The organism is Micromonospora sp. NPDC049107, from assembly GCF_040648595.1.
In the GTDB taxonomy this organism is placed as follows: Bacteria; Actinomycetota; Actinomycetes; order Mycobacteriales; family Micromonosporaceae; genus Micromonospora.
Genome location: NZ_JBEZEC010000003.1, coordinates 373,181 through 385,757 on the forward strand (window position 1 = coordinate 373,181; position 12,577 = coordinate 385,757).

Genomic DNA, 12,577 nt, shown 5'->3' on the forward strand with positions numbered 1-12,577 from the left:
CGGATGAACATCGGGGAGATCGCCCGTCGGGCGGGGGTGTCCCGCAGCACGGTCTCGTACGTGCTCAGCGGCAAGCGGACGGTGTCGGAGGCGACCCGGCAGCGGATCCAGGCGGTCATCGACGAGCTGGACTACCGGCCGAACGCCAGCGCCCGCGCGCTGAAGGAGGGGCGTACGCGCACCCTCGGGCTGGTGATCCCACCGGCCAGCCAACGATTGACCGACATGCAGTTGGGCTTCGTCGCCAGCGTCGTCGAGGCCGCCGCCCGACACGACCTCGACGTGCTGCTGTCCCCGTCGGGAGGCGACCACGACCGTTCGTTCGAGCGGATCGTCACCGGGCGTCGCGTCGACGGCGTCGTGCTGATGGAGATCCGGTTGGAGGACGACCGGGTGACCCGGCTGGCTCGCGCTGGTCTGCCGTTCGTCACGATCGGTCGCACGGCCGAGGCGCACGGCATGAGCTGGGTCGACATCGACTACGCCGGGTTGATCGCACGCTGCGTGCACCACCTGGCCGACCTGGGGCACCGCCACGTGGCCCTGGTGAACCGCTCCGCCGAGCTGGTGGCGGCGGGTTACGGTCCGAGCCACCGAGCCCTGGCCGGCTTCCAGGCGGCGGTGGCGGAGCGGGGCCTCGCCGGCATCGACGTCTGCTGCGGCGACGACACCGCCTCCGGCGAGGCCTGCGTGGAGCAGTTGCTCGTCACACATCCGGAGGTCACGGCCGTGGCCACCATCAACGAGGCGGCGCTGCCCGGGATGCAGCGCGCGCTGACCGGCGCCGGGTTGGCCGTGCCGGCGGACTTCTCCGTCACCGGCGTCGCCGCCCAGCACTGGGCAGAGGACTTCCGGCCGGCGCTGACCGCCGCGGACGTACCCATGCGGGACATGGGCGCGGAGGCGGTGTCACTGCTGCTGGAGATCATCGCGGCCCCCGGCAGCGTGCCGCGGCACCGCCTGTACAGCCCACCCATCTCGCTGCGGTCCAGCACGGGCCCGGTCCGGGCTCGCTGATCCGGCCCGCTCCCGCCGGCCGCGCGACCACGCCGGCCGCGCGACCACGCCGGCCGCGCGACCACGCCGGCCGCACGCCACCACGCCGGCCACGCGCGAACACGCCGGCCGCACGCCACCACGCTGGCCACGCGCGAACACGGCGGCCGCGCGTGACCACGCCGGCCGCGCGTGACCACGTTGGCCACGCGCGAACACGCTGGCCCGGTCAGCGCCGCGCGGCCCGGCGCTCCTGCTGGGCGGCGGCGAGGATGAGGTAGCTGCTGGCGGTCCAGGTGTACGCGCGGTCGCGCAGCCCCGCGCCGGTCTCGGCGTCGAAGTTCTCCGCGAAGCCCGATTTCTCGCAGAGCGCGAGGAAGCGCTGGCTGATGTCGTCGGCGATCGCGGTGTGCCCGGCCCGCCGCAGGCCGTCCTCGACCAGCACGGTGGAGGGCGCCCAGATCGGGCCCCGCCAGTAGCCGTCGGCGAGGTAGTGGGTCGAGTCCGTCGGCTCGGTCGCCAGCCCGTGGGTGGTGAGGTGGGCCTCGACGCCCCGGGCCAGCGCGTCGGTGATCGGGGTGGGCAGGTCGGCGCCGAGCGCGACCGGCATCAGGTCGAGCAGGCTACGGCTGGTCCGCCGCTGCCCGGTGTGCGGGCTGCGGGCGGCGAAACGCTCACCGTCCCACAGCTCCCGGAGCATCGCCGCCCGGATCCGGTCGGCCTCCCGGGACCACCGGTCGGCCTCTTCGCCCAGCTCGGTGGCGAGGTCGGCCAGGCAGTCCAACTGCGAGACGAGGAATGCGGCCAGATCGGCGGTCTGCAGGACCCGGTGGTCGTCGAACGTGGTGGCGTTGTCCCAGCCGCTGTCGTTGCCGTGCTGGTAGTACGGTAGCTCCTGGCCGGGTGCGCGGCGCGCGTCCAGCCAGAATCCGGTCCACCGGGCCAGCCGGTCGTACGTCTGCGCGAGCGCCGTCCGATCCGGTGGGTGGGGGAGACGTCGGCGCAGGTGCCGCAGCGCCCAGCCGTGGATCGGGGGTTTGACGTAGTTGTGCAGGACCTCGGAGTGGGTGACCGAGTCGGGGAGGGCGCCCGCGGCGTCCTGGTGGTCGAAGGGCAGGTGGAACTGGTGCCAGGCCAGCTCCGGCTCGCCGGCCGCCAGGGCGATCGCGTTGAAGCAGTGGTCCCAGCTCCACACCTTGTCCATCCAGTGCTTGGACATCAGGACGGCGGGTCGGGTGACGAAGCCCGCCGGGTCGACGGTGGCGGACCACAGCACGTACGCGGCCAGTTCGGCGGCCGGGGTGTCCTCGCCGCGCCACGGCGCGACCGCGTCGACGAACGCGGCGAACTCGGCGCTCCGGTCGTGGCACACCTGGTCGAAGGCGACGGCCGTGGCGTAGGGCTGGCGCGCGGTGGCGTACTCCTCGATGGCGATCTCCCAGGGCTCGTCACCGGCGAGGTCCAGGGACCGGTCGGCGGTGCCGAGCGCCTCGACGCCGTCGGCGCGGCGCAGCGCGCCGGCCAGGACCGTGACCCGGTAGCGACGCCCGGTCTCGTACGAGGTGAAGACGTGCGAGCCGTCGACCGGGTCGCGGTAGAGGTAGCTGCCGCTGAACGGGGTGAGCGTGTCCGCCGCCGCGGCGATCCGCAGGCCGAGCTGCCGGCCCCGGATCCGCAGGGTGTCCGGTCCGTCGAAGACGGCCTCGACCCGACCGGGACCGGCATGCCAGGTCAGCAGCGCGGGCGTGGCGACGACGGTGGTGTCCGGGGCGCCGGGGCAGAGGCGTAGCACCGGGTGCAGCCCGGTCTGGTGCGACACCAGGTGCAGGTCGTCGGCGTACGTCTTCTCGGCGACCACGGGGGAGATGTTGAGCCAGGATCCCCGATAGCTGAACGGGATGTCCTGGATGGCGAACTCCGGACCGGGCGGGGCGACAGTCATGGGTGGCGGCTGCCTTTCTGTGGTGCGGATGGTCAGTCCTTGACGGCGCCGGCGGTCACGCCCATCGAGACGTACCGCTGAGCCAGGATCAACAGCACGGCTGCGGGGACGGAGGCGACCACAGCGGTGGCCATGATGGCGTTCCACTGCTGGTTGTTGTTGCCGATGTAGTGGTAGATGCCGAGGGTGATCGGTTGGTGGTCGCCGCCACCGGCGAGGGTCGAGGCGAAGATGAAGTCCGACCAGGACCACAGGAACGCGAACAGCGACACCGTGACGATCGAGTTGCGGCTGACCGGCAGCACGATCGACCAGAAGGTGCGTAGCTGGCCCGCGCCGTCGACCACGGCGGCCTGGAGCAGCTCGTCGGGGATGCCCGACATGAAGGCCGTGAAGATCAGTACGGCGAACGGCACCGCGAGTGTGGTGTCGGCCAGGATCAGGCCGGGCAGCGTGTTCAGGACGCCGAGGGTGAGGTAGATGGCGTAGAAGCCCATCGCCATGATGATCCCGGGGATCATCTGGGCGATCAGCAGCAGGAAGCTCAGCACCGGGCCGCCGGGTGGGCGCAGCTTCGCGAGCGCGTATCCCGCGGGGGCGGCGAGCGCCACCGTCAGCGCCACCGTCCCGAGGCCGACCACGAAGCTGGTGCCGAGGTAGGGGAGCTGCTGGTCGAGGACGGCCCGGTAGCCGTCCAGCGTGCCGTTCGTCGGGAACAGGTGCGGCGGGCTGGCCCGCATGTCCTGGTCCCGGGTGAACGACACGTTGATCATCCAGTAGACGGGGAAGAGCATCAGCCCGGTCAGCGCCAGGCCGACGAGGGTCTTCCACCAGACTCGACGCGGTGACGTGGTCATCGTAGGTGCTGCCTCCGTTGGAACCGGATGTAGACGAGCCCGGCGACCAGCGCCAGCACGATGAGCAGGTTGCCGACGGCCGCGCCCGGCCCGAACTCGGGCAGCAGGTTGCCGAAGCCCAGACGGTAGGACCAGGTGGCGAGCGTGGCGGAGGAGCCGCTGGGGCCGCCCCTGGTCATGATCCAGATGATGTCGAAGACCTTCAGCGTGTAGATCAGCCCGAGCAGCAGCGTGATCGCGGAGACCGGGCGCAGCAGCGGGAACGTGATCGACCAGAACCGTTGCCAGCCGGTCGCGCCGTCGAGCGCGGACGCCTCGTACACCTCGACCGGGATCGCCTGCAGGCCGCTGTAGAGCACCACCAGGTTGAAGGGGATCCCGATCCAGATGTTGGCGATGATCACCGACGTGAGCGACCACGTCGGCGACGTGAGCCAGTTGACCGGGTCGACCCCCACCACGCCGAGCGCGGCGTTGACCAGGCCCGAGTCGCTGTTGAGCAGCCACGACCAGGTCGAGGCGGACACAATCAGGGGCAGCAGCCACGGTACGAGGATCAGCGCCCGCAGGGTGCCCGACAGCGGGAAGTGCTGGCGGAAGAAGAGCGCCAGGGCCATGCCGATGCCGAACTGGAAGACGAGCGACGCGCCGGTGAACACCAGGGTGTGCGTCAACGTCGGCCAGAACGCCGGATCGGTCAGGACGGTGCGGTAGTTGTCCAGGCCGGCGAAGGGCGCGCCACCCTGCACGAAGGACCGGACGGTGTACTCGCGCAGGCTCAGCTCGACGTTGCGATAGAGCGGGTAGGCGTAGAAGGCCAGCAGGTAGACGACCGTCGGCGCCAGGAAGCACCACGCCAGCCAGCGGCCGGGTCGACGGGTACGGGGCGCGGCGGGCCCGGGTGGGGCGGCGTCGGCCGCCCCACCGTCGCTCCGCGTGGTACTGGAGGTCTGCGTCGTGGGGGTCATGTCGTCGCGTCGGCGCGCTTACTTGCTCGCGGCCGTGGCCTGCGCGGCGGTCAGCGCCTCCTGCGGCGACTTCCCACCGCTCAGAGCCGCCTGCACGGCGCTCCACAGGGGCTCGGAGATCTTCGGGTACTTCGTGCCGAGGTTGTCGCCGGTGCGACCCTTGGCCGCCCGGACCGCCTCGACCCAGACCTTGAGCTTGGGGTTCTCGGTGGCCTGCCGGTCCTGCACGGCGGCCACCGGTGCGACGTAGGAGAGCGTGGTGTCGGTGGTCAGGAGGTTGTCGGCGCTGGTCAGGCAGGTGACGAGCTGCTGCGACGTCGCGTACCGGCCGGTTTTCTTCTGTACCGGGATGGAGACGAACTCACCACCGGTCGGCGCCGGGGCCGGCCCACCCGCGCTGGCCGGAATCGCGATGGTGCCGTACGAGAAGCCGAGCTTCTCGGCGTTGGCGAGCTGCCAGGTGCCGTTCTCGGCGAACGCGAAGTCGCCGGTGGCGAACTCCTGCCAGCTCGTGGTCTGGGTGTTGTTGATGACGGAGTTCGGGGCCAGCCCCTGCTTCAGCCAGTCGCTCCACAGCGTCAGCGCGGAGACCGCCTGTGGCGAGTCGAGGCTGGTCAACTGCGCGCCCGAGCCCCAGAACCAGGGCAGGAACTGGAAGCTGCCCTCCTCGGTGCCGATTGCGGAGAAGGTGATGCCCTTCTTGCCCTTGGCCTTGACCTTCGTGAGCGCCGTGGTCAGCGACGTCCAGTCGGTGACCGAGGCCGGGTCGACGCCGGCGGCGGTCAGCAGGTCCTTGTTGTAGTAGAGCGCGAGCGTGTTGGCGCCGATCGGCACGCCGTACGTCTTGCCGCCACTCTGTCCCGCGCCGAGCAGGTTCTTCTCCATGCTCGAGGTGTCCAGCTTGTTCTCCTCGGTCGTGGTGAGCGCGCCGGCCTCGGCCAGGGTCGAGATGACCGGGTTGTCGACGATCAGCACGTCCGGCGAGTTGCCCTGCTGGGCCGCGAGCAGCGCCTTGTTGGTCAGGTCGGTGGTGTCGTAGCCGGTCCGCTCGACCGTCACGCCCGCCGAGGTTCCGCACTTCTTGAGCAGGGCGACCCAGTCGGAGTCGTCGGCGAACTGGGGGTAGGGGTCCCAGACGAGGTAGGCGCCGCCGCCACCGTCGTCGTTGCCGGAGCCTCCGGACGACGAGCAGGCGCTGGTCGTCACGGCGGCGAGTGCTATCACGGCCACGGCGGCCAGTCGCCGCCGTCGGTTGAGTCGTGTCATGTGCTGCCTCACTTCAACTCGATCGGGTGGTGGGGTCGTGGGTTGACCGTCGCGGGCCGGACCGGGTCCGACCATGAGGCGAACCGATTCGACGAACCGGTTCGCACGAAGATAGGACCGTCCGTGTTCGGTGGTCAAGAGTTGCCCGGCAGCCCTCGTGAGGAGCACCGGGAAACACCGGCTTTACCGGACCGTCACTTCATTGACATGAGTGAGTCTCCGACCTACGATCCGAGCGAATCGATTCGCAAGCGCAGCCCTCCGGAGAGCGTCCCCCGCGCCCCACCAAGGAGCCGCCCGTGAAAACCCCGTCCCGCAGCAGGCCCGGCCGAGCGCGCGCGCTCGTCGCCCGACTCGCCGTCGGCCTGCTCGCCGCCACCACGGCCGTCACCGTCGCCGCGTCCCCCGCCCAGGCCGCCGACGAGTCGATAAGCGTGAACTTCTCCACGACCACCGGCACACCGACCTACCGTGCGTCCGGCTGGATCTACGGCATGACCGAGAACGCCAGCGGCCCACCCGACCACTTCTACCGCGACGTCAACTTCCGCTACATGCGGGCCGGCGGCGCGCAACTGCCCGGCAGTGGCTGGGTCGGCGGAAACTACGACCGCCGCTGGAACGCCACCCTCGCCCAGGCCCGCCGGACCGTCGCCCTCGGCGGGCAGTTCATCCTGCTGCCGCACGACCTGTGGGGCGCCGACGGTGCCGGCATCTCGCGCTTTCCCGGCGACAACGGCAACTGGACGGACTACGACAACTTCCTGAACCGCGTCATCGGCGACGTCCGGGCTTCCGGCCTGACCGTGCAGTGGGACATCTGGAACGAACCCAACATCACCATCTTCTGGAACCGGCCGATCTCCCAGTACCTCGAGCTCTGGCGACGCACGTACCAGCGGCTCCGCACGGAGTTCCCCAACCAGCTCATCGTCGGGCCGAGCTGCGCCTGCGTGCCGTCGACCTCGCACGCGTTCTGGAACCAGTACCTCGACTTCGTCCGCTCGACGAACACCGTGCCGGACATCATCAGCTGGCACTCCCTGCCGGGTGACCCGGTCGCCAACGTCGCGGCCGCCAACGCCACCCTCGATCCGCGCGGAATCGCGCACCCCCGCCCGTACCAGATCAACGAGTACGGGGCGTCCAACGAGCAGAACCCGGCCGACGGCGCCTGGTACATCTCGCGTCTGGAGCGGGCCAAGGCGGACGGTCTGCGCGCCAACTGGGCCAGCGCCGGCAACCTGCACAACGACCTCGGCAACCTGTTGGTCCGCAACTCGGCCGGCCAGCACCAGCCCAAGGGGGAGTGGTGGGTCTACCGCTACTACGCCTCCCAGGCCGGGGAGATCGTGGCGGTGACCGGCAGCCAGTCCTACGACGCGTACGCCACGAAGGCGAGCGGGGTGGCGAAGGTCCTGGTCGGCGGCGGTCGTACGACCGGAAACCTGGCCGTCAACCTGCAACGTCTCGACACGACGAGCGGCGTGGTGCAGAACAACCAGGTGCGGGTGCTCACGCAGCGCATCCCGTACAACAACGGTGGCGCGGTGCAGGGGCCCGTCACGGTCTCGAACACCGTCGTCAACCTGTCCAACAACAACGCCACGGTGAACCTGCCGTACGGCAACCAGAACGACACGTACACGGTGACCCTGCTGCCGCCCTCCGAGGCGGGCTTCCAGTCGGTGGCGGTGGCCCAGCACTCCCAGCAGTGCCTGGACAACACCAACCTGAGCACCGCCGACGGCAACGCGCAGCAGCAGTTCTACTGCGAGGGCGGTGACCAGCAGCTCTGGAACTTCCGGCCGGTCGCCGGCGTGGCCAACACGTACACGGTGGTCAACCAGCAGAGCGGCAAGTGTCTCGACGTCAGCGGCGCTTCCACCGCCAACTCCGCCGCAGTGATCCAGCGGACCTGCCAGAACGCGACGAACCAGCAGTTCGCCCTCCGGAAGGTGACCTACTCCGGCAACGATGCGCACGACTACCAACTCGTGGCCCGGCACAGCGGCAAGTGTGTCGACGTCAACGGGGTCTCCACGGCGGCCCGCGCGTCGGTCATCCAGTGGCCCTGCAACGCGGTCACCCAGGGCAGCCCGCTAAACCAGACCTGGCGTCTCTGGGGTCGGTAGGCGACGCGCGTGAACCCCGGCGGTGGCCGCCGGCACGGACGGCCACCGCCGGATTCCCGCCGACCGGGCTTTCATTGACACTGATCAAAATCCGCTCCTACGATCGCTACGAATCGATTCGCCCGCCCCGCCACCACCCTGCGGCGCGTCGGCACACCCCGTGCGCTGCCACGACTCTCCAGGAGCCACCCTGTGCGTACCCCGTCCCCCACCGGGCCCGGCCTGGCCCGCGATCCCATCCCGAGACGTCGCCCCGGGCGCCTGGCCATGCTGGCCGGCGCGTTGGCCGGCGCCCTCGTCCTCGTCACCGTCGGCGCCACGGCCGGTGCCTCGTCGTCCGCCGCGGAGGCCGCGGCGATGGCGGCGGCCATCGCGCCGGGGCAGAGCACCACCATCGTCGGCGCGGCCTCGGGCCGGTGCCTGGAGGTCCCCAACTCCAGCACCGCCAACGGCACCCAGACCCAGCTCTGGGACTGCAACGGCGCGGCCGGCCAGACCTGGACCTGGACGTCGAGCAAACAGCTCTCGGTGTACGGCAACAAGTGCCTGGACGCCTCCGGCCGCGGCACCACCAACGGCACCCAGGCGATCATCTGGGACTGCAACGGCCAGACCAACCAGCAGTGGAACGTCAACAGCAACGGCACCATCACCGGAGTGCAGTCCGGGCTGTGCCTCGACGCCAACGGGGCCGGCACCGCGAACGGCACCAAGGTCATCCTCTGGGCCTGCAACGGTGGCGCCAACCAGCAGTGGGCCTCGCCGACCACCCCGCCGACCAGCGTCCCGCCGACCACCGCGCCGCCGACCAGCCCGCCGCCGGGCGGTGCGCGCCCGTGTGACATCTACGCCTCCGGTGGCACCCCGTGCGTGGCGGCCCACAGCACCACGCGGGCCCTCTACGGGACGTACGCCGGCAACCTCTACCAGGTCCGGCGCTCGTCGGACAACACGACCCGCAACATCGGGCTGACCGGTACGGGCGGCACCGCCAACGCGGCGACGCAGGACTCGTTCTGCGCCGGCACGACCTGCGTGATCACGGTCGTCTTCGACCAGTCCGGGCGCGGTAACGACCTCTGGTACCAGGGATCGAGCGTGGTTCCGGGCTCGCCGCAGAGCAGGCCGGCCACGGCGACCACGGAGTCTCTGACGGTGGGCGGCAGCAAGGCGTACTCGCTCTACATCAACCCGGGCAACAGCTACTGGCGGGACGGTCACCTGACCGGCGTGCCGACCGGCGCCGCGCCCGAGGGCATGTACATGGTGACCAGCGGCACGCACGTCAACAGCGGCTGCTGCTTCGACTACGGCAACAGCGAGACGACCCGCAAGGCCGACGCCGCCGGTGCGATGGACGCCATCAACTTCGGCAAGCAGTGCTGGTTCGGCGGCTGCTCGGGCAGCGGCCCGTGGGTGCAGGCCGACCTGGAGTGGGGTCTGTTCCCGGGTGGCAGCAGCTCGTGGAACCCGAACCAGCGGGCGTTCACCAGCAAGTTCGTCACCGCGACGCTGAAGAACAACGGCACGTCCCGCTTCGCGATGAAGGGCAGTGACGCGCAGTCCGGTGGCCTGTACACGCTGTGGGACGGCTCGCTGCCGTCCGGCTACAGCCCGATGAAGAAGCAGGGCGCGATCATCCTGGGCAGCGGCGGCGACTGCTGCAAGCCCGACGGCGGCGCGAACCTCAGCGCCGGCACGTTCTACGAGGGCGCGATGGTCGCGGGCTACCCGTCCGACGCGACCGAGAACGCGGTCCAGTCCAACGTGGTGAGCGCCGGCTACCGCTGACGACGATCAGGACACCGAGTCCCCCGCCGGCCGCACGGCCGGCGGGGGACCGACCTCGCTCAGCGCGATTCGTACGATCTCCAGCAGGTCGCGGCCCGGGTGGTCAATCCAGTGCTGCATGGCGACGCGCAGGGCGGCCAGGAAGGTCGCGGTCAGCAGGCGGGCGCGCAGCGCCACCTCGGCACCGGTGAGGCGATGCGCGAGCTCGGCCGCCAACTCGCGCTCGATCGCGGTGTACGCCGCGACCTGGTGCGCGGCCAGGCCCGGGTGCCCGCGCAACTGCCGGCGTCGGGTCAGCCAGTCGTGGTCGCGGTCGCGCGCCGACTCCGCGGTGAAGTGTTCGGCCGCCCGGCCCAGCACGGTCCACGGCGGCTCACCGCCCGGCCGTTCGCGCACCAACTGCAACAGGCGGCGCAGGCGCACGGTGTCGCCGTAGAAGAGCGCCTCCTCCTTGTTCGAGAAGTAGTTCGAGAATGTCCGCCGGGAGACGTTGGCGGCGTCGGCGATCGCCTCGACGGTCACGCTGTCGGGGCCCTGCTCGGCCGCGAGGCGTAGGGCTGACTCGTGCAGGGCCAGGCGGGTGGCCGCCTTCTTGCGCTCCCGCAGGCCGGTGATCTCGTCCATCGTCGTCAGCGTACGTCGAGTGACCGGCTTCTCAATGGGCAAACTTGCCGACTGGGCAAGATCGGTAGATGCTTGCGTGAGGCAACCAACTCAGGCGCGCGGATGTCCGTACCCGAGGCCGCCGCGTACGCCTGGTTGTCGTCCTGGAACCCACGACAAGCGGGAGGCCGCGCGATGAGCGCACCCACCACCACGCCCGGCGCCGAGCCGATGAGCCATCGGCAGACCCTCGAGGCGCTCAGCGGCCTGCTGCTGGTGCTCTTCGTCGCGATGTTGAGCAGCACGGTCGTCTCGACCGCGCTTCCCAAGATCATTGGCGCGTTGAACGGCTCCCAGACCCAGTACACCTGGGTGGTCACCGCGACCCTGCTCACGGCGACGGCCACCACCCCGATCTGGGGCAAGCTCGCCGACCTGTTCAACAAGAAGCTCCTCATCCAGGTCGCCATCGTGGTGTTCCTGTTGGGCTCCGTCATCGCCGGCTTCTCGCAGAGCGCCGGCCAGCTCATCGCGGCCCGTGCGTTCCAGGGCATCGGCGTCGGCGGCCTGCAGGCTCTCGTCCAGGTGGCGATCGCCGCCATGATCCCGCCCCGCGAGCGGGGCCGCTACAACGGCTACCTCGGCGGCGTCATGGCGGTGGCGACCGTCGGCGGCCCGCTGCTCGGCGGCCTCATCGTCGACACGTCCTGGCTCGGCTGGCGCTGGTGCTTCTTCGTGGGCGTGCCGGTCGCCGTCGTCGCGCTGATCCTGCTCCAGGTGACTCTGCACCTGCCGACGTTCCGACGGGACAACGTCAAGATCGACTACCTGGGCGCGAGCCTGATCGCCGCCGGCGTGAGCGTGCTGCTGATCTGGATCTCCTTCGTCGACAGCTCGTTCGCCTGGGTCTCGTGGCAGAGCGCGGCCATGGTGGCCGGCTCGCTCCTCCTGCTCGCCCTCGCGGTCTGGGTCGAATCTCGGGCGGCCGAGCCGGTCGTCCCGCTCGCCATCGTGCGCCAGCACACCACCGCCCTGGCCATCCTGGGCAGCCTCGCGGTCGGCATGGCCATGTTCGGTGGCGCGGTCTTCCTCGGCCAGTACTTCCAGATCGGCCGGGGTTACAGCCCGACGGAGGCCGGCCTCCTCACCATCCCGTTGATGGCCGGAGTCCTCGGCTCCTCGATCGTCGCCGGCCGGCTGATCACCCGGACCGGGCGGATCAAGCCGTACATCGTCGCCGGTTCGATCACCCTGGTCGTCGGGTTCGGCCTGCTCGGCACCATCGACCACGAGACGTCTCTGGTGCTCGTCGGCGTCGGCATGTTCATCGTCGGCACCGGCGTCGGCATGACCATGCAGAACCTCGTCCTGGCCGTCCAGAACACGGTGGCCCTCAAGGACATCGGCGCGGCCAGCTCCAGCGTCGCGTTCTTCCGGTCGCTCGGCGGCGCGGTCGGCGTCTCGGTGCTCGGCGCCGTGCTGGCCCACCGGGTCACCGACCAGATCACGCGCGACCTGGCCGCCGCCGGGATCCCCACCTCCGGCAGCGGTGGCGACAGCAACCTCAACATCACCGCGCTGCCCGACGGAGTTCAGCACATCGTGCGCGCCGCGTACGGCGACGCCACCGGCCACATCTTCCTCATCTCCGCGGCCATCGGGGTGGTCGGCGTCATCGCGGCGCTCCTGCTCCGGCCGGTCACCCTGCGGACCAGCCTCGACCTGCCGGACGCCGCCACGTCGACGGCTCTGGCCGCCGACGCGGTCGACGGAGCGCCCGCGTTCGACCAGGTCGCCGCCGATTCCACGGCGAACGCGGCGCCCGAGCGGCGCTGACCTCTGCAGAGCACAGAATCAGGGGCCGCCACCGTCACGACGGTGGCGGCCCCTGATCCGAGGGCCTGTTTCACAAGGACTGGCCGGCCTGCGGCGGGGTCCGGACGACGACCGGCGGCGTGGCCTTGCCGGATCGTCGTCCAGGCCCCGCCTCGGCTCGACCGCCCCGGTGAAACAGGCCCT

At 70.6% G+C, this 12,577-nt stretch carries 9 protein-coding genes; 4 read left to right on the forward strand and 5 right to left on the reverse strand.

Annotated features, from left to right (window positions below):
- Positions 1–3 precede the first annotated feature (3 nt).
- Complete coding sequence (locus AB0B55_RS10015; RefSeq protein ID WP_357120513.1) at positions 4–1,017, forward strand: LacI family DNA-binding transcriptional regulator; 1,014 nt, start codon at positions 4–6, stop codon at positions 1,015–1,017.
- Between the two features lie 208 nt (positions 1,018–1,225).
- On the opposite strand, the gene AB0B55_RS10020 is transcribed toward AB0B55_RS10015, so the two are convergent.
- The 4 genes from AB0B55_RS10020 to AB0B55_RS10035 are packed head-to-tail and all read right to left on the reverse strand — an operon-like array spanning position 1,226 to position 6,029.
- Positions 1,226–2,938 carry a trehalase family glycosidase gene (locus AB0B55_RS10020; RefSeq protein ID WP_357171491.1) on the reverse strand — a complete coding sequence of 571 codons (1,713 nt, stop codon included), beginning with the start codon at positions 2,936–2,938 and terminating at the stop codon, positions 1,226–1,228.
- A gap of 32 nt (positions 2,939–2,970) precedes the next feature.
- Positions 2,971–3,795, reverse strand: coding sequence for a carbohydrate ABC transporter permease (locus AB0B55_RS10025; protein WP_357171492.1), 825 nt, complete (start codon positions 3,793–3,795; stop codon positions 2,971–2,973).
- Entirely contained in the window at positions 3,792–4,763 is a 972-nt protein-coding gene (locus AB0B55_RS10030) for a sugar ABC transporter permease (protein WP_357120504.1), read from the reverse strand. The genes AB0B55_RS10025 and AB0B55_RS10030 overlap by 4 nt, the downstream gene beginning before the upstream one ends.
- A gap of 18 nt (positions 4,764–4,781) precedes the next feature.
- Positions 4,782–6,029: an extracellular solute-binding protein gene (locus AB0B55_RS10035; protein WP_357120501.1), complete on the reverse strand. Its 1,248-nt coding sequence runs from the start codon at positions 6,027–6,029 to the stop codon at positions 4,782–4,784.
- A gap of 299 nt (positions 6,030–6,328) precedes the next feature.
- Between AB0B55_RS10035 and AB0B55_RS10040 the strand changes: the two genes are divergently transcribed.
- A complete protein-coding gene (locus AB0B55_RS10040; RefSeq protein WP_357120498.1) occupies positions 6,329–8,164 on the forward strand; it encodes an RICIN domain-containing protein in 1,836 nt (611 codons plus the stop codon).
- A gap of 192 nt (positions 8,165–8,356) precedes the next feature.
- Positions 8,357–9,955, forward strand: a complete 1,599-nt coding sequence (locus AB0B55_RS10045; RefSeq protein ID WP_357120495.1) for an arabinofuranosidase catalytic domain-containing protein — start codon at positions 8,357–8,359, stop codon at positions 9,953–9,955.
- Positions 9,956–9,961: 6 nt separating this feature from the next.
- Here the strand turns inward: AB0B55_RS10045 and AB0B55_RS10050 are convergent, their stop codons facing one another.
- Positions 9,962–10,579 carry a TetR family transcriptional regulator gene (locus tag AB0B55_RS10050; RefSeq protein ID WP_357120492.1) on the reverse strand — a complete coding sequence of 206 codons (618 nt, stop codon included), beginning with the start codon at positions 10,577–10,579 and terminating at the stop codon, positions 9,962–9,964.
- A 174-nt stretch (positions 10,580–10,753) separates the two neighbouring features.
- On the opposite strand from AB0B55_RS10050, the gene AB0B55_RS10055 reads away from it, so the two are divergent.
- Positions 10,754–12,394, forward strand: coding sequence for an MDR family MFS transporter (locus AB0B55_RS10055; RefSeq protein ID WP_357120489.1), 1,641 nt, complete (start codon positions 10,754–10,756; stop codon positions 12,392–12,394).
- Positions 12,395–12,577 lie beyond the last annotated feature (183 nt).

Coding starts and splice junctions, on each gene's coding strand:
- AB0B55_RS10015 (WP_357120513.1), top strand. CDS start 4: ATGAACATCGGGGAGATCGCCCGTCGGGCGGGGGTGTCCCGCAGCACG.
- AB0B55_RS10035 (WP_357120501.1), bottom strand. CDS start 6,029: ATGACACGACTCAACCGACGGCGGCGACTGGCCGCCGTGGCCGTGATA.
- AB0B55_RS10055 (WP_357120489.1), top strand. CDS start 10,754: ATGAGCGCACCCACCACCACGCCCGGCGCCGAGCCGATGAGCCATCGG.
- AB0B55_RS10030 (WP_357120504.1), bottom strand. CDS start 4,763: ATGACCCCCACGACGCAGACCTCCAGTACCACGCGGAGCGACGGTGGG.
- AB0B55_RS10025 (WP_357171492.1), bottom strand. CDS start 3,795: ATGACCACGTCACCGCGTCGAGTCTGGTGGAAGACCCTCGTCGGCCTG.
- AB0B55_RS10050 (WP_357120492.1), bottom strand. CDS start 10,579: ATGGACGAGATCACCGGCCTGCGGGAGCGCAAGAAGGCGGCCACCCGC.
- AB0B55_RS10020 (WP_357171491.1), bottom strand. CDS start 2,938: ATGACTGTCGCCCCGCCCGGTCCGGAGTTCGCCATCCAGGACATCCCG.